The sequence below is a fragment of the Rania fehmarnensis genome, assembly GCF_056494185.1.
On sequence record NZ_CM151398.1, the window covers coordinates 5,810,401 to 5,830,168 of the forward strand.

Consider the following 19,768-nt stretch of genomic DNA (forward strand, 5'->3'; position numbering starts at 1 on the left):
CTAGTACGTTAGCTCACCTGCATCCAGTCTGCTAAGGATCGCCGAGGCCCAGCTGTGGCCGATCTCGCCAGCGATTGGATGCGTAGCTGCTGCCGTAGCCGATCTCGCCAGAGATTGGAGGCGTAACTATGAATCGTCCAAAGTCTGGCGACTTCGGCTACGGGTGACACGTCCAAAGTCTGGCGACTTCGGCTACGGGTTGTTGACTTCGGATATGTGATAATTGTGGCATTGCAGGCAGCCGTCGTTGGCTCCGCCCGGGCGATGGCACGAGGCACATTGTTGCAGCCTCATACTGGCAAATTCGCTGGTGGTCTGCGGGCGCTGGAGAAGCGGTTTGAGGCTAACCAATCTGTCATTGTTGGCGGGTATGGACGGGGCCGAGCCGCTCGGGGCCAGTTCATGGCAAAAACGACAATCGCTCATCGCTGGTAGGGCGAGGTGAGGTGTATGATTGAACTTGGTAAACTCCTTGTCGGCGCGACTACGTTGGCGAATTCGGAACGCGCTCAGATCGAGCTGACTGCCACTGAATTGATGGCACTGCGTACATCCACCAGGGATCATGCTGGCCTGCGAGGCTGGTGTGCCTTCGATGTAAGCGTTGTTTGATTTCGGAGCATTCGGCTCGATCAAGCTCCACCACTGTATCCACGCCGACTGTACGGGATCCGCATGACCGGTGGGCAAATATCGAATCGAAACAGTCGCTTCATCCACATACCATCCGCCGCCGCTAACATGAATAGCGCCTTTGACGGGTGATAGCTTCGTAGGTTCCGCGGGCTGTGTTTGTTCGGCTAGGGTCTCTTTGCCTCCCAACAGCAGATCCGATTCATCGCCCGGTGGGCTCGAGTCGTCACCCAGTAGATCATCGCCAGCGGTACTCTGACCAGCTGTCTGAATCGTGCGAGTTGTCGAGGTCAACCGCCAGCCCAACGCTCCAGCCGAATTTTGTGTTAGCGAATCAGGGCCGCTAAACCAATTCTGCACAGCCAGGCGAAATAGGTCGGGTGGCAGACCGCCGCACATTTTGCCGATCAGCGAAACTTCCGCTTCGGTCAGCTGCCGTCCTAACTTCGTTTGGGTAACCTTTTGCAGGCGACGGACCCAAGCTGCCTGGCCATCGCGGGCCGTTTCTTCGATCAGCTTCTTGGTGGCCACGGCTATCGTTTCGGCCACTTGAGCCCGCACTTCAGAAATAGTTGATACATCAACTATTTTGCCACTGGCCGGGACTTTCGTAATTTGCGCGGCCACGGATTCATCGGCCATCAGCAGGGCTCTCAGAACCGGTGATACTTGCCCCTCAAAACCGTACCGAGCCAGGCTGGGCCAGTGGGCAAGTTCTGAATCGTGGGTCATCGAAGCGGAATCGATGCTCGGCACCTGTAGCACAGCCCAACCTTCAGTACTGGCCGCTCGAATCGGTGCCTCATGACAACTGGCACATGCGTTTTCAAAACTCAAACTGCGAGCCACTGTGCCATAGGGACCACTCTGGCCAGCCTGGATATGACAGGCTTTGCAGTCAAAGTCGCGATTCTTCTTGGCGAAATGCTCACCCAGATGCCGCGAGTGCGAGAACATCAGGGCTCGCGGTCGATCGACTGGGAAATTGGTGAATTCTGGATGGCCAGATGCCAGGCTCTCAAATTGTTTCTGGTGGCACGCTTGACAACGTGCATCACTCATCAGCTTTAAATCGAATTGGCGGCCATGATGTTCGATATGGCACATCGCGCAGCTGGTTAGCTTGGTACTATCAGCCAAGTCGGCCACCTGCCCAGACTCGCCACTGGCGGTACTCACCAATTGCCAGGCCGGCGGCTGCTGATCGGCTCGTAGCGTTTTCCATTGCTCAGAGGTCAAGTCGTGAGCCAGGCGGGCTGCGGCCAGTGGCATGTGGCTCTGATGGCACTGCATACATAGTTTATCTTGGCGACCGTCATTTTCGATCAGTCCGTGCGCCGTTTCCAAAGCCGCCCTGGTAAACCAATTGGAACTGGTTGGCTTCGGTTGATTCTCGTGCTGTTGATGGTCATGGACAGTCGGATGGCAAGAACTGCAGCGCTGCGACACCAGTGTGTTATTTAAGATCTGCGCATGTTTGCCGGAAAGTTCGCCAGGTACGAACAGCGCTTCGCGCGTTGGTAGCGTCAAACATAAAAGTAGCAAGCCGCCGATCATAACCGCGAGGTTGACTTTCAACGCTTCGCGCCGCCGGCGATGCCCACGCCGAGGAATACAGGGCGTCATGTCCTCAGCGGTATCATTGTGCGTCGCGACATCATGGTGCGATGCGATATTGCGCTGTAGCAAACGTCCACAGCGACCATCGGCAGTTGGGCCACTTTGGCAGCAATTTCCTACCTGGGCATAGCCACATACCCAATCGACGTGAGGCTTGGCGCGCTGGGCTGTAACATCGCACCGTGGCTTGGCTGGCAAATTAGCAGATGGTTCAAACTGGCTCATACCATCGCTCCCGAGAATCGCAGGACCAGCACCACGTGCAAGGCAATCAGCAGACACAGGGTCCAGGTCAGTGCCACATGAGTGGTCATAAGCATCCGCAGACGCTTCTGAAGAGCTGCATGAAAATCAGTGTCGTCTTTCGCGATCACCAGTTGCGAGAGCGCCTGGCGCTGGATTAGCGTGGGCGCATCCAAGTACCGATCCAAGTCCTCCAGTTCGCGCAGCAATTGACGTCGCTTGACGCCCGTAGGCAAGCAGCGATAAAAGAGGCTGCGCGGCGAGACAAAGAAGTTTAATAGTCGCCGCTGATAGTACTCCGTGAGGGGACCACCGGCGACCGATTCGGCACAGTGCAGCACGATCCCATGCGCATCTTCGGCCAGTTGATGCTGCAATTGCGGAATATCTTCCAACCGCAAGTCGCGTTTGACCACGGACAATAGTTTGGGCACGCGACGACTGTACCAGAGCAGCAGGCCACCAGAAGCGGATATGAACAGAAACATGCCGGCGAGCGCAAGTTCAAATGGTCCCTCAATCGTCCAGCCAACATGCAGTGCAAACACTACCAAGGCGAATATGCCCAGATAAGTGTGCACCTGCAGCCACGCAGCTACCGAACCCAGTTGTCGCCCAATGTTCTTTTTCCGCCAACCCAGACCATATAAACCGAGTGTGGCAGTCAACAAGGTCCAGCCAGTGGTCATGGCCGGGTCACCAAGCGACAGCGTAATCGCTTGCAGCACCACCCAGGATAGAGCCACACAGACGAGCGTAAAACTGAGAGCGAGCACCCGACGCCAGCGCAGGGCGCTTAGCCGACCTTGGATTGCAGCCATGCACCTATCCTTCCCGGATCACTCATATCGATACGCACCAGTGCATCATGCGGACAGGCGGCCTGGCACGCCGGCTTCCCCCCTGCCCCTTCGCACATATCGCACTTCGATGCTTGCAAGATCGGCAGGCCTTGTTTATCGATCAACTTGCGACCAGTTCGATCCGTTGCCTCGACCATGCGAATGTTCTCGTACGGACAACTTTCAGCGCATGATTTACAACCGATGCAGGTACTAGTGTTAATCTGAACCTGCCCGCTGGTCGGACTGCGGTGGATTGCGCCCGTGGGACATCCAATCATGCAGACTGGATCTTCGCAGTGCATACACGCCTGCGCAAAAAGCCATTGACCATATTGTGCACCGCGACGTTCGAACAGCGGCTGATCGTGATGCGTCGTAGCGCACGCTTTCACGCAGTCATCGCAGCGTGTGCATCGCAGGGTATCGATGACCATCGCCGAGCGACCATTCATCAAACGCTGCTCGACGATGAACTCCAGCAGCCCAGTTTCCAAACCACTGGCATCCTGGTCCGCCGTGACTTCCAGCACCGGCTGATTGAAGCGATACCGCGGAGAAACAATGCGCATGGGCAATTGGGCCGCTGGCACAAACGGCAGTATATGTTTCAGCACAATTTGTTTGGGGATACACAGGGCGTCGACATAACCAATCGCGCGGAGCGACTGTTGATACGGTAGCGAGGAGTCGTCCGATGGTTCTCGCCAGTTGTGAGCTAACTCATTCAAGCCGAAGATCATGCCCTTGCCGAGATATGCCAGCGTGCGATGTCCCGCTCCCTGGCTAACGCTCAACCGCGCAAAGCCACCTCGCAGAATCCACAAACCAACCGCGTAGGTCCCTTCGGATGCGATCAGTGGTTCTCGACTGATGCGTTCTGTGGGGCTGACCGAAGACGCGGCCTTGAAATCGGCATACCATTCCATGTCACCGAACGACTCGAGTCGCGTATGAGCGACCACTTGGTCCAAATGCTCATCGGGCACATTCTCCAGCAGCGGAGTTTGGTGCAACTGTGCCTTGAGAACTTTCGATTTGTAACGTTGGTCCAGCAATTCATTGAAGGCTGGACTTTGACGCAGCAGTTTCAGCCCCTGCCAACGTATCTCCAATACCAGGCAGTCGGTTTCGGCCACTGCGGTAAACTCGCGCGGTGCCCGCGTCACAGCGGCCAGTTCTCCGATCAGCTCACCATCACCGGCGACCGTAGAATCGTACTGGTCCAAGACACCAGGTACATCTTGCAAGAAGACGCGTGCTCCGCTGCCGCGATCGCGCAGTCCTATTACGGGCAGCGATTCCCGCGACTGGGAACCTTTGGCAAACCACTGCAACCAACTCTTGGCTCGATCCATGCGACTGGCATCGCCGCGATCGGAGTTGGCCGCCAGTTCATCATCCAAGAACATCCTGACCGAGCCACGGAGAACCAGGTAGGCGCTACCACCGTACTGGCCCTTCTGAAATAGCACATCGCCGCCGGCTAATTTAATCAGTCGAGAATCATTATGCAGAATCTCGGGCAGGGTCGCGAAGCTAGCAAACGACCTCTGCTCCATCTCGCAAAACGGAGGCTGTGTCATCAGCCAGCGGACGATTTCCGCAGCCATCGTCGGATCCAACGGATGATCCCAACGCTCGGGACGCGCGACTGCGACCGACTGATTCATCGTGCTCCCTCATAAAAATCTACCTGACCGTCATTACCAGCCTATCGGTAGAAAATCGCACGATTCTCAAGACGCATTGGCTCAAGTTCACAATCGTCGCCGCACAGCTTTATCTAATCTGCCTGGCCTATTGTGGCATAGGCTTCCAGCCTGTGTTCTTCTGTGGCATAGGCTTCCAGCCTGTGTGTCCTTCTGCATTTTCCCCAGGCAGCGTCAAACTGTAGCAATACCCACCAGATGTGCGTATACTTTAGTCTGCGACTATTCACCGCGTCTGATTCTTGGTCCTGCGCTTTTTGGTTGTTGGTCACCGACCGTGCTAAAACCACTCGCACAATTCGCTTGTTGGCTCGTCAGCGTCCTGCTGCTGGTGGCAGCTGGAATGACACCGGCTGAGTTGCAGGCGGGTTGCCAATACGCCTCCTCACACAAGCCAGGGATCGAGAAAGATTCGCGTGGTCACGTGCGCGATTTTCGGTTTCTGGGGCAATGGATCTACGAGCGCGGCGTTATCAAGTATGTGCCCTGGCAGAGCGATGAGCCGTGTGATGGTCCAGACTGCCAGGCGCGCAAAGACCTGCCAGCCCAGGAAACTTTTGCCCCGCCCACGTCAGTGCGTGTGCCCGTCGTACTCTTAGGCATGGTGCTTACGCAGCTGGCGGATGATCGGACTCCTGGTTCGCTTGTCCTGCTTGAGAATGAGCGGACCCATATTGGTTATCCGCATCAGTTTGAATACCCGCCATAAGCATTGGGCTGTAGCCACCGTCGCCAGACGGTGGACTCGTTAGCGCATCCGATTTCCACCGCTTGGCAGCGGTGGCTACGTGAAATCGATGTCGACTATCTGCACAGCGTTCCAGTCTGTGCCGCAGGTGGGTTAATCAATCTTAATTTCTAAGGAAAATATGCAATGACCATATCGCGTTTGTTTGTTCTCGTTACCCTGACCGCCCTATTTGTTTGGCAACCCGAAGTTGGCTCTAGTCAAGAACCAATTGATCAACCGCGCCCGACGCCTTTGACGCGACCGGAGATGAAACAACTGCTGGAGGATATGAAGCAGCGCAAGGAGCGCATTCCCTTGCCAGCTCAAGACGCAACTGAATCAGCAGCGGCAACTGATCCGCGCCTGCAGGGTTATGAAGGTCGCTTGACGCAAAACTACTTGCCCAAGACTGCAGGTGCACGAAGTTATTTGAACTTCAGCGGCAGCCCAGCCCGCACTGCTAGTAGCACCAATGCCAATCGGTTCACACAAGAGCCGGATCCAGCGTTGACACTCGACTATCCGTTTAAGACTCGGCTGTTTTGGATCGCCTCGCGGGTGAACAACTGCCAGTATTGCTTGGGGCACCAAGAATCGAAGCTGTTGGCCACAGGTATGACGGACGACCAAATTGCCATGCTCGATAGCGACTGGTCGCAGTTCCCCGAAAAAGAGCAAGTGGCTTTTGCGTTGGCTCGCAAGCTAACCTTTGAACCCAATCGCCTGACCGATGCCGATATCGATGCCTGCCGTAATCACTACAACGACCTGCAGATTCTGGAGATGATTCTGTCGGTGGCCGGCAACAATGCGATCAATCGTTGGAAGGAAGGCGTCGGTGTACCGCAGTCCAGCGGCGGCGGAAACTTTGGTGGCAATACGGGCGACCATCATTCGTACTTAACCGAAACCAACCCAACCTACTCTAAGCTCAAATCCAAGGTGGTAGCCATCGTGCCCGACGTCGCCGGCCAGCTCGTCTTGCCCACCAGGTTCGATCGTCGAGCCGAGCTTGCCTCGCTATCGACTGCCGCAGGATTGCAAGCTTGCGCCACGCGTCAAGCGCGACTGCCACTGGCCAGCGAAGCCGACACACGCCAGGCGTTTGGTGAGTTGGTCCCTGCCGATCATGTGCCAGCTTGGATGCGGCTGTTGGCCAACTTCCCCATCGCAGGCAAACGGCAAGTAACCGGTTTTGTGGTCGCCGAAAAGGAGTTGAACTTGAACGACCTAACACGAGCGCAGATCGCTTACGTCATAGCGCGGCAAAACGCAGCCTGGTACGCGTTGGCTGAAGCACAAGCTCGCTTGAAGAAAGCTGGCCAAACCAGCGAGCAGATCGCGGAGCTAGATAGTTTTGCGATCGCAGATGCAGCCGGCACTTTATCGGCAAAAGATCGAGCCATGTTGACGGTCGCTAAGAACTTGGCCGCCTCGCCCGTTGTGTTGACCGATGCTCAAGTGGCAGCAGCACTTCAGCAGACCAGCCCGCGGGATGTGGTGCAGATTGTGCATTACACAGCCATGCGTTCCCTGTTCGATCGCTTCACCGAAGCGGCAGGAATAACATCTTTTAACCCGTAGCCACAGCGTACGCAATCGTTTAACCCGCAGCCGCAGGCGAGGCGCACCCTCTAACCAACTCTGCGCCCCGGATCAACCAGCATAGCCAGTTCAACGCATGCTTGGTTAGCAGGTGCACCTAGCCTGTCGGCTACGGGTTAAACGATCAACCTCTAACCAACTCTGCGCCATGGATCAACCAGCATAGCCAGGTCAACGCATGCTTGGTTAGCGGGTGCTCCTAGCCTGGCGGCTACGGGTTAAACGATCACCCTCTAACCAACTCTGCGCCCCGGATCAACCAGCATAGCCAGTTCAATGCGTGCTTGGTTAGCAGGTTCGCCTAGCCTGACGGCTACGGGTTAAACGATCAGGCCAGCTCAAGCTCATGCTCAGGCTCAAAGATGTGGCTTACGTTCGAGGGATGCCTTGTCCGCGAGCTTCGAGTGTGCGACGAGCCTCGGTGGGTCGCAACACGGCAGCTTCGTCAGAGCCGTCGCCGTCGAAGTCGCCGGCGATAACTTCGCCGGTGTCTTCAAGCACAAAAACCTGGTCGGTCGCATCGATGCGACCGTTGGCATTGTTGTCGACGATAACTTGTCGGCCACGAACGATGGCAATCTCATCGATGCCATCGCCATCAAAGTCACCGACTAACGGCATATCTCCGGCCTCACCGAATTGAACACGCAGGTCAACACCGTCGGTAAAACGGCCATCGCCGTCGACATCCAGCGTCCACTTGCCATCTTGGAAGACACCAATCGATGCGATGCCATCGCCATTGAAGTCACCGCTGACCGCCTGGTCGCGATCGCTGCCGAAGCGGAAGACGTGGTCGATCAAGTCAGCTCGACCGCCTGTCGCTTGTTTGCCGCGTTTCATCCAGCGTGGATCATCAGGAGCTTCCTCTTTCACCGGCGGCACGTTTTTCGGCTTGGCGCGACGCCGATTCTCGGGATCAGGCAAGCCTGGTTCAGCGGCTATAGCGCGATCATCATTGGACCATTTGCGACCAAAGATACCGACGTCATCTTTACCGTCGCCGTCCCAATCGCCAACAACGGGTTGATCGCCTTTGTCACCCATTCGAATCCAAATGTCTTCTTCGTCCCACACCCCGTTGCCATTGAAATCGATGAACCATTCGCCATCGACAAAGTAGGCTAGTTCGTCAAAGCCGTCGCCATTGAAGTCACCGGCGATCGGTTTGCCATCTGGCACGTGGAACGAAATGCGACTGACTGCAGGACGATCTTTCGGACCGGTACTAACGATAGTCCAGCGCGAATCTTCGATACCCTCGACATCCCACGCGTATACGTCCAGCAGTTCGGCCTGCTCAGCGATTTGTTCTTCGGTGGCTGGTTCGCCCGCGCGACTTCCGCGCGGATAACCGGCGTTGATGACACTCAAGTGCCAGGAGGGCGGCGTACGCAAAGCCACGCCGATCAACGGCTCAACCGGCAACCACGGCGGTGCTTGCCACATCAGTGGCGGCAGAGCCATAAAGGTTTCTGGCGAGACCACGGGTCGCTCGTTGGGCGGTGTTGGCCGATCGATGGGCGGAACCGGAATGGGCGGCTCGGGTGGTGGCGGGGGAACAATCGTCACAACTTCGCTAAAGTTATTTTCAAACGAATGTTGGTTGGGCTCGACCGCAATCATCAACAAACCATCGAAACCCGGGTTGGTAGCGGCATCGGCCGTCAGCGACTGCATTATCAGTTCAAACTGCGGCGAGACATTCTGCTGATTCTTGTTAACGCCAAATCCACCGGTCGAACCGGGGGTATCCAGACTGTCATAGTAGCCTTCGGGCTGAACCTGGTAAATGTTATAGGTACCAGCGCGCAGGCCTTCGAACTCAAAATAACCGTTCGCATCCGTAATGACTTCTATGTACTGAGTCGTGTAGAAGCCCGATAGCGCTCGCGAGCTATCGATCGGCGCTCCGGCAATCGTACGCAGTTGCAATCGCACGCGACCAATCGGCCTATCGTCGTTGGTGCGGACGCCGTCGCGAACGGTGTTCAAATCAACCGAGTCAATGTCATCGGTGATGATCGCTCCACCGTCTTGGAAGACGTAGCCCGATATCTTGGCAGGTGGCACTTCGCAGAAGTTGGCTTCGCGAATCTGATCGCCCGAGGCCAAGGCCAGCAAGCTGATTAAATCTTCGATCGACACATCGCCACCGCTGGCCGGTGCGATGGTGCCACCTTGAAAATATCCTTCAGGCTGTGTTTCGCGAACTGCGTAGGTGCCTGGTTTCAAGCCGACAAAGCTGTATTGCCCGTTGGAGTCGGTAAACGTGGTGGCGATGATCTGTCCGCTCTCGTTGAGCAGTTCGATCTTCACTCCGGAGAGCGGTTGTTCATCTGCGTCGCGAAGGCAGTCGAAGTCCAAGTCGACGAACACTTGCCCTTGAATCGACGCCGGGATGACTTCGCAGAAATTGTAGTCGGTCAGGATTTGACCGGCACCAATCGAGATGGCTGAGATCACATCCGGCACAGTGTCGTTGCCACCGGCGCTGCCGGCCTTCTGTCCACCTTGCAAGTAGCCGGCCGGTTGGTCTTCGCGGACCGTATAGGTACCCGGTCGCAGGTTTCCAAAGTGATAACGTCCGTTGGCATCGGTCGTCGTTGAACCGATGGCCGTGCCATTGGAATCGTAAAGCGTGACGCGCGTGCCCGCGATCGGCGCTTCGCCCGAATCGAATAGACAATCTGCATCGCGATCAACAAACACAAAACCAGACAATTCCGCTGGCGGAATCTCGCAGAACAAGTAGTCGACCAAGTGATCGCCTGGATTGACGATCACCTGGCTGATGAGGTCTTGTGAACCATCATTGCCACCGCCACTGCCGGCGTATTGACCACCGTGGAAATAGCCGCCCGGTTGCGATTCACGTACCGAGTATTCGCCGGGTATCAAACCATCGAATTTGTAGTTGCCATTGGCATCGGTGAAGGTCGTCGACAGAATTTGACCTGTTTTATCCAGGAGCTCGATCCGGACGCCCGAGAGCGGCATTTCACCAACCGCATCGATGATGCAGTTAGCATTGGTATCGACGATGACGCGACCGGCGATCGAACCTGGCAGGATTTCACCGAAGTCATAGTTGATGCCGCTGACACCGCTGGGAATCGCCACCTGCGCGATCAAGTCACCAGTGGCATCGATGGTACCTACGCGTACCGAGTTGATGGTGCCTGCCGCGGCTTTGCCCGGCAAGTAGCCGGCAGGTTGCAACTCGGTTATGCGATAAACACCGGGAATTACATTGTCAAACTGATAGTAGCCCTCGCCGTTGGTTACCGTGCGACCTACTTCTACGCCACTGGCGTTCCACAGGATCAGCGTAACGCCGGTTATGGGCGTCTCGCCATTTTCTCGCACACCATTATTGTTGCGGTCGACGTAGACGTGACCGCTGACGTCGCTGGGCAACAGTTCGCAGAAATCGTAATTGACACCCTGGTTACCACCATTGATTTGAATGGCTGATATTTGGCTGCCGTTGATTTGTTGACCGACAATGCGATTGGAAATCGTGCCCACATGCGCATCGCCTTCCAAGTATCCGGTCGGCGTTATTTCACGCACGGTGTAACTACCGGCTTTCAGATTGTCGAAGCGGTAGTTACCATTGGCGTCGGTTTTGGTAGTTGAAACGACAGCGCCTTGAGCGTTGACCAGTTCCACAGTGACGCCGGCTAGTGGCTCTTCCGTGGCATTTTCGTCGTCGCAGTCAAAGCCGTTGCGTACGACTGTCACACGTCCTGAGATCGACGCAGGTTGGGCTTCGGCAAAGTTCAATTGCGTGGCATGTTGATCACCCAGCGGTATTTCGATCTGCGTCAACCAGTCTGGATTGCCAGCAACCAACTGACCAACCGGAGTGCTGCCATCGATAACACCCGTCGTAGCACCTACGCTTAAGTAACCGGCCGGTTGGGCTTCGCGCACCTGGTACGTGCCGGGCATCAATTTCAGATTCGTACCAAACGAGTAGGCACCCTGTGAATCGGTGACCGTCTTGAAACCGGTCGAGACAAAGCTGCCATTAACCAGTTGGAACAATTCCAGCTCGACGTTGGCCAGTCGCTGTTCACCGCTATCGAGTGTCAGCGAGTAGTTATTATCAACGTAGACGATACCGGCCAGCGAAATCGGCTTGGGTACTTGCTGCAATTGCACTGCGGTACCGGCCGACCGGTCGCGTTTGCCGCCGAAGTCATCCGCGGGTAGTGGCAGACCGGTGGGTTGCAAGACCGTATCGTAACGGTTCAGAAACTTGTTCTGTCCAGTGACATCTTCGTAGTGTGGGGCCACGAATTCGGCGCGGAAGAGCGAGTTCTGGAACTCAACACCCGACGTAATCGGATCGAAACCCGAGTTGAGCACATCCAGATCGGTCTCGGCGGGATCGTAACTTTGCACTTCATCGACGTCGATTTCGAAGACCAGCAGGTCACCGGCAGTGAAGTTGGTGAAATCCAAAATCAACTTGGTCGATCCATCAACCACGGTGGCCTTTACCGTTGCGTTGGGATTAGCCGTGACCAATTTGGTAATCTGAAATCCAAACGCATGGTCGGCCCCCAGACCAGCTTCCACGGTATCAAAGAATAGATCGCCCAGGCCAAAACCAGGTGTATTCAAATCGCCATCGATGATCAGGCGCTTGAGCTGCGTTCCTTCGGCGCCACCGAGGAAAGTAATGTGGAACGAGTCGCCGTGAAGGTCACTGCCGACGTCCTCTTCAATATAAACTCCACCGACCCAAATAGGGTCAGCGGTCATCGTCAGACGAGGCTCCATCGCTTCCAGCGAAATGAATCGCGAGCGTTTACGAGCAACGTTTGACCGCGCAGCGTTGGAACCGCTTGTGCGGCACTGGCCTTCATCAATTGGCGAAGACTGGGCGCAGAGCGAACCACCTGATGACGCAATATCACTGCGTAACCAGCGTGAAAATCGGCGTAGCTGTTGGCTGAAGACCACCTGCACCTCCATGCGTCGCGGCGGCGGCAACAGGTCTCTCGGGGCGTGCGAGACCTGTCACATCTATCCTTAGCGAATCTCTATTCTCTTATCCACATCCATTGGCCCGCGGCTGACCGGCACGCTGGCCGTTCCAGGCTTGGACCCAATTGCGGACTTGTAATTCCACACCCGGACCGTGGTATCGAACGAGCCCGATACCAAACGGTTTCCGGAGTTGCACATGACTGCCACCGACCCGGTGTGACCCGTCAACGTGCCTGCTTCTTCATCGTCATCGACAAACATTAAGTGAATCGTGTTGTCAGCGCCGGCTGCCGCAATCAGTGAATCATTGATGAGACATAACGATCGTAGCTTTGCGCCCTTCAATTCCCGATTTAACACCACCGCTTGTTTACTCAAGTCGTAGCGCATTATTCGGCGGTCATCCGCAACGCTGGTAACGATGGTGCCGTCGATATTGAAAGCCGCTGTCTGGATCCGATCTCGATGTAAGGCTACGTGAGCTAACTCTTGACCAGTGGAGGTGTCCCACACATTCAGCACCCCGTCCCGGCCACCACACAGCAGTTTGTCACCTGCCGGAGAGAACCTTACACAACGTTGGTCGCGGCAGGAACAGGAAAATCTGAAATGCCACTTGCCAGCCTTCAAATCCCACAGGCCAATATCTTGCCCAAACCCACCCACCGCCAGCAATCCGCGCTCGGTAGATATCGAAATGCTACGTAAAGCGTACGGCAGCGCGATCAGTTCGAATGGTCGATCGGCTTGGGCGAAGTCCCAGCGCAGGACGCGACCGTCATTGCCGGCGGAATACAACTGCTGATCATCAGCCGAAAAAGCCAGTGACTGCACCCAATCGGTATGACCTGCAAATGAGTTGATCAACTTGCCAGAGCGTGCATCAATCAAGCGAATAATATGATCGTCGCCAGCCGCGGCCAGGAAGCGGTCATCGCGGGTCGCGGCCAAAGCAGTCACCACTGGCGGCGAAATATTTGGCTTGATGGCCTCCAGCGCCACTTCCAAATCGGCCTCTGCGTCGCCGAGTGTCGCGCTTAAATTGTTGGTTGCAGTAAGCTGCGGAGCCTGCGCGTAAGTAGTAAGCCCGGTCGAATTGGCGGCCAGCGCAAGGCTGCCAAGCCAGGCAACTCGCCAGCAGCGGCGACCGAGGATCTTTGTCGAAGATGGACTGTACATACGCGGACTTCCTGCCTGGCTCTGAATCGATCTTCCCATCATCGATATCGACCACTGGAGCACTTGACCTTAAGTTCGTTTGTTAAACTGTTCCGGTTAGGCAAATCCTACCGTCACGCCCCGTAGCCGAAGTCACCAGACTTTGGACCCAAAGAGCTGCTGTCCTCAGGACTTCTTCCGCCCTGTCTTCTCTGCGATTCTCTGCGTCTCAGCGTTTTAAAGTAAGAACCCTCTAACCAACGTCGCTTCAGACCAACTTCTGAAACGCAGAGCCCGCCGAGTACGCAGAGAAAATGCTTCGCATGGAACGGCATCCCGTAGCCGATCTCGCCAGAGACTGGATGGTCCAAAGTCTGGCGACTTCGGCTACGGCATCTTGATGTCGGCGCTTGCTCTGGGAGGCACCGGCATTTAGAATCACGCTCTTGCTATCTATTGCCTGTTGCAACTCCATTGGCTTTGGTCTGGGATCCGCTTGTCATGCGTAGCGCTTTGCATAAAAGTTTGAGTCTCGTTCTGCTGGTCGCTCTCGGCTTGACTGCGGGATGCGAACCGTCGAATAAGTCGAGCAGTTCGGGATCGAGTTCCGGAGGACGAGTCAAACGGATTGTGCTACTGAACAATACCGACTCCCCATTCTGGGATGCCGCTCGAGCCGGTATCGCCAAAGCGGCTGAGGATCTGAAGCTGGCCGACAAAGGCTTTTCAGCGGGCATGGACTCCAACGACGGAACCGAACAAGGCCAAATTGATCGCCTGCGCCAATACGGCACTCAAGATGACATCTTTGCTGTCATCATCTCGCCCCTCTCGGCGACCAACGCAGCCATTGCCGATGAGTTGAAGAAGTTGAAAGACAAGGGGGTCATTATTGGCTGCTTTGACAGCGATCTTGAGGCCAAGAGCCAGTCGATTCGCGAATTCTACGTGGGCACCAACAACGTGCGTGGTGGTGAAGTCTTGGGTACGGCGGCCAAGAACATCAAACCCGACGGCGGCGAATATGTGCAATTTGTGGGCACCGATTCACAACAAAACGCCATCGAACGCATGAACGGATTTACCAGCGCCGTGGGCGACAAGTTCGTGCAAAAGGATCGCAAACTAGATGACGCCGACCGCGCACGAGCTCGAGATAACGTTCGCGACGTGATTGATCGTTATCCAAGTCTTTCGGTTCTGGTCGGCATCTGGTCGTATAACGCGCCGGCCATTGTGGATGTGGTGAAGGAGAAAGATGTTCGCAGCAAATTCACCATAGTGACCTTTGACGCAGAACAGTTGGCCATTCAACAGATGGGTAGTGGATTCATCGATGCCATGGTCGTGCAGAATCCGTTCGGCATGGGTTATGAATCCGTGCGATACGCCTTTGCCAAAGGCACTGGCGACACCGAGACGACTCAGAAGATGTTTCCGAACATGGGACAACCCGGCGGAGATATCCTGGACACCGGCTTGAAGGTAGTTGCCCCCGACCAAGGCTCGCCCTTGAAGGCGGAAATGTTCCAAAGCTTCGGTCCCAGCGTCGAGTTTCTCAATTTCACTCAGTTCAAGGATTGGTTGGAAAAATACAACCTGAAAAGTTCATGAGCGCTGACAACCCTAACCTGCTGCAGCGTTTATGGTCGAGTGTTGAGTTTAAATTGATCCTGGCCTGGTTGCTGGTCGTTATCTTTACGACGCTGGTCGACCAAGGGCATACGTATTGGAACAATCCGGCTAGCGCCGCAGAGCTGATTATTCGCAATACGGTATTGCTGGGTTTCTTTGCGCTCGGAAGTGCTGTGATCATTATTTCCGGCGGCATCGACCTCTCGAGCGGCTCGGTGATCGCTATGAGCGCGACGGTCTTCGGTGCGCTCCTGATGCTGTTGGCGCCTGAAGGGTTTCGCTCGGGCGAGATTCCCACTTGGGCCGTATTAGTAGCGATTGCCGGAACATTGATGGCCGGCGTCGCAGTTGGAACCTTGCATGCCTGGTTGATCACTTGCGTGGGCTTGCCGCCGTTTATCGCGACGTTGGCAACATTGGTTGGACTGCGTAGCTTTAGTCGCGGCTTGACCTTGACCCTGACGAACAAAGCTCAAATTGACTTCACCAATGAAGCTTTGCGGAACACACTCAAGGATGTCACGAATATCACGATTGTGTTCTTGATCTTTGCGGCGGGCGTGTGGTTCTTGATGAGTCGCACTGTCATCGGTCGGCATCTGCATGCGATGGGCGGCAACGAGCAGGCCGCTCGGCTGAGCGGTATTCGTACAGATCGCTTGAAGTGGTTGGCCTATGTTTTAGGATCCGTTTCCGCATCCATGGTCGGCATCATTTACTTCGCCGACTCAGCTTCCGCCAAACCGGACAACCTGGCCGTGGGTTACGAACTGCATGCGATCGCCGCCTCGGTGATCGGTGGCTGTTCGCTGCAGGGTGGTGTGGGCACGATACCAGGTACGCTGTTGGGATGTTTGTTCTTGCGAACGGTGATCGATGCGGTCAACAAGATCGTAGGTATCGGTGCCGACGTGTACCAAGGCATGATCGTGGGTATTGTGGTGGTATTGGCGGTGACCTTCAGCCAACGCATCGGCAAACTGCAGCGTTACTATTTCGCCAATCCGATTGGACAATCGGCCATTCCCATATTGGGTTTGCTGGGCGGGATCAGTTTCATGCTGTTCTTTTCGACCAAGCCCTGGTACATGCCCGCGTACTCGATTGCGGTCGGCGTGGGCATAGTGATCGTGCTGTCGATTCGTAGCGTCTTGGAAAGTCGTTGGCTGCGAGCTGCGTAGGAACATTTTTTACGGTTCCTCAGGCTGACGTTTTTGGGTTATAGCGTTATGGATCCCATCATCTCGATACGCGGTATAGGCAAACAGTTTGCTGCGGTCCGCGCATTGGACAATGTCAGCTTTGACATTTTGCCCGGCGAGTTGCATGCGGTGATGGGGGAGAATGGTGCAGGCAAAAGCACGCTGATGAAGATCCTCTCAGGCGTGCAAGGGGACTACGAAGGCGAGCTGTGGGTTAAAGGCCAGCAGGTGAACCTGTCTGGTACGCGCCACGCCGAACAGCTCGGTATTAGCATCATCCATCAAGAGCTGAACATGGTGGAGCAGCTATCGGTAGCGGCCAATATCTTCTTGGGTCGCGAACTGGGCAATTGGTTCGGGCTGGAACAACGCCGCATGGATCAACAGGCCGGTCAGTTGTTGGCTCAACTGGAATCCAACATTTCGCCAACGTCGCTAGTTGGTTCGTTGCGGGTCGGTGATCAGCAGCTGGTCGAAATCGCCAAAGCCTTGTCACTGGAATCCGACATCTTGATCATGGACGAACCCACTAGCGCTCTGACCGAAGCCGAAGTGGCCAGGCTCTACCGTGTGATCGACCGCCTGCGTCAGCGCGGCGTCACGATCATCTACATCTCGCACAAGATGGACGAGGTCTTTCGTTTAGCCGACCGCATCACGGTGCTGCGCGATGGTCGATTTGTGCAGACGGTCAACAAAGTCGACACCACGCCGCGACAGATCGCACACTTGATGGTCGGTCGCGACATCGAACCATCGAATCGTCATCAATTGCCAGCCGGCGCTCCGGTTGTCCTGGAGATCAAGAACCTGTCGTTGCCCTGGCCTGGCCATTCGCGGCGTTGGCGATTGCGAGACATCAGCTTACAACTGCATCGCGGTGAAGTATTGGGCGTGGCCGGATTGATGGGCGCTGGCCGTACCGAGCTCCTGGAATGTTTGTTCGGCGCTAGCCCAATTCGGCCTCAAGGCGATATCCTGATCGAAGGCTCTCGCCACCAGTTCATGCATCCTCGCGAAGCCATGCAAGCGGGTATCGCCATGGTTACCGAAGACCGCAAACGCCTGGGATTGTTCTTGCATCAAACAGTACGCGACAACATCACCGTTTGTGCTTTGGGAGACGATGCCAGGTTTGGGGTCGTCAATCGCCCACGCGAGCGACAATCCGCTCAAGAACAAATCAAGGCGCTGCAGGTCAAGACCGCCGGGCCTGAAGCCTCCATCACTAGCCTTAGCGGCGGTAACCAGCAGAAGTGCATCATCGGCCGCTGCATGCTGACTCACCCCAAGATCCTCTTGCTGGACGATCCCACCCGCGGTGTCGACATCGGTGCCAAAGCGGAACTCTACCGCCTGATGGAACAGCTAGCCGCTCAAGGCATGGCAATTCTGGTCACCTCCTCTGAGCTGCCCGAGTTACTGACTGTCAGCGATAGAATCCTGGTGCTCAGCGAAGGCGAGATAACCGGCCATTTCAACCGCGACGAAGCCACCGAACAGAAGATCATGGAAGCCGCTGTAACGCGTCGCTCGGTGTGAAATCAGCGGTGTCTTCTTGGGGGTAGTGTCTGCGCGCACGCGTAAAGGTTGCCGACTTTCGACCAGGCCTGAAGGGCCGGAATAACCTCTGCCGGCGTGCGTAAGCCGCCGGCAGTTGTCTCGACTAGACGCTTTGCGATTCATTGGGCCTCAGGCGGCGAGTAAGTTGCGTTCCAATATGCATGTCGCTGCCCTGCCCCGCAACAAACATGGCAATTGCCGATGTTACCCGCCAATTGCGGCTCGGCGCTATCTAGCCTGCTGGGGTGAGACACCGACTCGCCGCGGACCAGTCATCACATGGTACCGGTGCCTGACGGCACCGGCAAAGGTTGTACCGGCCCTTCAGGCCTGGTCAATCGGCCACGTATCAGAACAGCGTTCGCGCAAACAGTTACTTTATGTGTAAAGCATTTGCGGTCGCTCGCCCTCCCGGTCGCTCGGTCGGTCGAAAATTTGGTTAGAGGGTGCTGAGCGGCTGGGGACAGCTGCTCTACAATCCGCCGAAGCGTCGTTTGCGGCGGGCAAAATCTTGCACCGCTTCACGCAGCTTATCCTCGTCAAAGTCTGGCCAGTGGGTTTCGGTGACCCACAGTTCTGCGTAGCTGATCTGCCATAAGAGAAAGTTGCTGATGCGCATTTCGCCACTGGTGCGAATCAACAGGTCCGGTTCGGGCAGTCCACGTGTGTCCAGGCGAGCATCGATGTGCTCTTCGTCAATTTCATCGATGCTAATATGTCCCGCTTGAACTTCGCGCATCAGTTCTTTGCAGGCGTCGACGATTTCTGCGCGAGCTCCGTAGTTGATGGCCAGGCATAAGGTCATGCCGGTGTTGTTAGAACATGCGTCAAGCGTTTTGGCGATCTCGGTTCGCACTTCCGGTGGCAAGCGATCTTGGCGGCCAAGAATGCGCAGCTTCAGATTCTTCTCGACCAGGTTCTCGCGTTCGCCAATCAAATACTCGCACAACAGGGCCATCAGAAAGTCGAGCTCTTCTTTGGGGCGTTTCCAGTTCTCGCTGCTCAAACAGTACAGCGACAGCACTTCAATGCCCAACTGACGGCAACCTTCCATCGCCTTGCGCACGGCTTCCACGCCGCGGCGATGACCTTCAATGCGTGGCAACCCTTGCTGCCCAGCCCAGCGGCCGTTGCCATCCATGATGATGGCAATATGTTTGGGCAATCGCTCCGCAGGCGCGACAACCTCGCTAATCGGTTCGGCTTGAACTGGGCTTTTCAATTCGGCTCTCGTCATTGATTAAACAAAAAGAAACTACTTGCCACCCTTACGCGGCACACTGAGTTTTTCGAGTTGATTGGCGATATCTTGCGCATGCGATTCAGTTTTGACCGAATTATCGACGGCCAGGATCTTACCATTGGAGCCGATGATGAAGGTTACTCGGTTGGCCAGCTTGCCATCTTCCCTAAGTACACCAAACGCTTTCGCATTCTTGGTTTCTGGATCGCTGAGAATTGGGTAGTCCAGTCCCAAATCTTTGGCAAACTTTGCATTCTGTTCAACGGTGTCGGTGCTAGCGGTGAAATAGGCGACCTGAAACTCTTTCAGTAAACTACCCGACTCTTTGAATGACTTGCATTCTTTGGTGCAGCCACCCGTGAACGCCTTGGGGTACCACGCAATCACGACTGCTTGTTTGCCCAAAAAGTCTTTTAAGGCGTAGGTCTTGCCGTCAGTGCCTTGCATTTCAAACTCTGGAGCCGTATCGCCGACTTTGGGCAAATCCGCGGCTATGACCATCGAAGCCATAAAGCACAAGGGAATCGCGAGCAGTAGCGTACGCATGGTTGGCATCTCCTTAACGGGTTGCAAAGAAC

General features: G+C 55.6%; 12 protein-coding genes. 5 read left to right on the plus strand and 7 right to left on the minus strand.

The window, feature by feature from the left end:
• Positions 1-192: 192 nt before the first annotated feature.
• From SH573x_RS19825 to SH573x_RS19835, 3 genes are read right to left on the minus strand one after another with little or no spacing between them, the layout of a single operon-like run.
• Positions 193-2,478 (minus strand): hypothetical protein, encoded by a 2,286-nt coding sequence (locus tag SH573x_RS19825; protein ID WP_479349466.1) that lies wholly within the window; start codon positions 2,476-2,478, stop codon positions 193-195.
• A complete protein-coding gene (locus SH573x_RS19830; protein ID WP_479349467.1) occupies positions 2,475-3,317 on the minus strand; it encodes a cytochrome P450 family protein in 843 nt (280 codons plus the stop codon). The genes SH573x_RS19825 and SH573x_RS19830 overlap by 4 nt, the downstream gene beginning before the upstream one ends.
• On the minus strand, positions 3,293-5,011 hold the full coding sequence (locus SH573x_RS19835; RefSeq protein WP_479349468.1) for a 4Fe-4S dicluster domain-containing protein: 1,719 nt from the start codon (positions 5,009-5,011) through the stop codon (positions 3,293-3,295). Before SH573x_RS19835 ends, SH573x_RS19830 begins: the two co-directional genes overlap by 25 nt.
• A 316-nt stretch (positions 5,012-5,327) precedes the next feature.
• On the opposite strand from SH573x_RS19835, the gene SH573x_RS19840 reads away from it, so the two are divergent.
• Both SH573x_RS19840 and SH573x_RS19845 read left to right on the plus strand, forming a co-directional pair.
• Positions 5,328-5,759 carry a hypothetical protein gene (locus SH573x_RS19840; protein ID WP_479349469.1) on the plus strand — a complete coding sequence of 144 codons (432 nt, stop codon included), beginning with the start codon at positions 5,328-5,330 and terminating at the stop codon, positions 5,757-5,759.
• Between the two features lie 165 nt (positions 5,760-5,924).
• A complete protein-coding gene (locus SH573x_RS19845) occupies positions 5,925-7,364 on the plus strand; it encodes a carboxymuconolactone decarboxylase family protein (protein WP_479349470.1) in 1,440 nt (479 codons plus the stop codon).
• Positions 7,365-7,754: 390 nt separating this feature from the next.
• On the opposite strand, the gene SH573x_RS19850 is transcribed toward SH573x_RS19845, so the two are convergent.
• Positions 7,755-12,161 carry an SdrD B-like domain-containing protein gene (locus tag SH573x_RS19850; protein ID WP_479349471.1) on the minus strand — a complete coding sequence of 1,469 codons (4,407 nt, stop codon included), beginning with the start codon at positions 12,159-12,161 and terminating at the stop codon, positions 7,755-7,757.
• 270 nt (positions 12,162-12,431) lie between these two features.
• Positions 12,432-13,568 (minus strand): WD40 repeat domain-containing protein, encoded by a 1,137-nt coding sequence (locus SH573x_RS19855; protein ID WP_479349472.1) that lies wholly within the window; start codon positions 13,566-13,568, stop codon positions 12,432-12,434.
• 480 nt (positions 13,569-14,048) lie between these two features.
• On the opposite strand from SH573x_RS19855, the gene SH573x_RS19860 reads away from it, so the two are divergent.
• Genes SH573x_RS19860 through SH573x_RS19870 form a run of 3 tightly spaced genes read left to right on the plus strand, consistent with a single transcriptional unit; the run spans position 14,049 to position 17,926 of the window.
• Complete coding sequence (locus SH573x_RS19860; protein WP_479349473.1) at positions 14,049-15,161, plus strand: substrate-binding domain-containing protein; 1,113 nt, start codon at positions 14,049-14,051, stop codon at positions 15,159-15,161.
• Entirely contained in the window at positions 15,158-16,363 is a 1,206-nt protein-coding gene (locus tag SH573x_RS19865) for an ABC transporter permease (RefSeq protein WP_479349474.1), read from the plus strand. The genes SH573x_RS19860 and SH573x_RS19865 overlap by 4 nt, the downstream gene beginning before the upstream one ends.
• A gap of 48 nt (positions 16,364-16,411) precedes the next feature.
• Positions 16,412-17,926 carry a sugar ABC transporter ATP-binding protein gene (locus SH573x_RS19870; RefSeq protein ID WP_479349475.1) on the plus strand — a complete coding sequence of 505 codons (1,515 nt, stop codon included), beginning with the start codon at positions 16,412-16,414 and terminating at the stop codon, positions 17,924-17,926.
• 493 nt (positions 17,927-18,419) lie between these two features.
• Here SH573x_RS19870 and uppS read toward each other — a convergent pair whose 3' ends face one another.
• Positions 18,420-19,142 carry an undecaprenyl pyrophosphate synthase gene (gene uppS, locus SH573x_RS19875; RefSeq protein ID WP_479356772.1) on the minus strand — a complete coding sequence of 241 codons (723 nt, stop codon included), beginning with the start codon at positions 19,140-19,142 and terminating at the stop codon, positions 18,420-18,422.
• A 60-nt stretch (positions 19,143-19,202) separates the two neighbouring features.
• Positions 19,203-19,736, minus strand: a complete 534-nt coding sequence (locus SH573x_RS19880; protein WP_479349476.1) for a peroxiredoxin — start codon at positions 19,734-19,736, stop codon at positions 19,203-19,205.
• Positions 19,737-19,768: the final 32 nt, after the last annotated feature.

Excerpts from the sequence above, each read along its gene's own strand:
- SH573x_RS19865 (WP_479349474.1), top strand. The coding sequence starts at position 15,158 with ATGAGCGCTGACAACCCTAACCTGCTGCAGCGTTTATGGTCGAGTGTT.
- SH573x_RS19835 (WP_479349468.1), bottom strand. The coding sequence starts at position 5,011 with ATGAATCAGTCGGTCGCAGTCGCGCGTCCCGAGCGTTGGGATCATCCG.
- SH573x_RS19870 (WP_479349475.1), top strand. The coding sequence starts at position 16,412 with ATGGATCCCATCATCTCGATACGCGGTATAGGCAAACAGTTTGCTGCG.
- SH573x_RS19850 (WP_479349471.1), bottom strand. The coding sequence starts at position 12,161 with ATGACCGCTGACCCTATTTGGGTCGGTGGAGTTTATATTGAAGAGGAC.
- SH573x_RS19845 (WP_479349470.1), top strand. The coding sequence starts at position 5,925 with ATGACCATATCGCGTTTGTTTGTTCTCGTTACCCTGACCGCCCTATTT.
- SH573x_RS19855 (WP_479349472.1), bottom strand. The coding sequence starts at position 13,568 with ATGTACAGTCCATCTTCGACAAAGATCCTCGGTCGCCGCTGCTGGCGA.
- SH573x_RS19860 (WP_479349473.1), top strand. The coding sequence starts at position 14,049 with ATGCGTAGCGCTTTGCATAAAAGTTTGAGTCTCGTTCTGCTGGTCGCT.
- SH573x_RS19880 (WP_479349476.1), bottom strand. The coding sequence starts at position 19,736 with ATGCGTACGCTACTGCTCGCGATTCCCTTGTGCTTTATGGCTTCGATG.
- SH573x_RS19825 (WP_479349466.1), bottom strand. The coding sequence starts at position 2,478 with ATGAGCCAGTTTGAACCATCTGCTAATTTGCCAGCCAAGCCACGGTGC.
- SH573x_RS19830 (WP_479349467.1), bottom strand. The coding sequence starts at position 3,317 with ATGGCTGCAATCCAAGGTCGGCTAAGCGCCCTGCGCTGGCGTCGGGTG.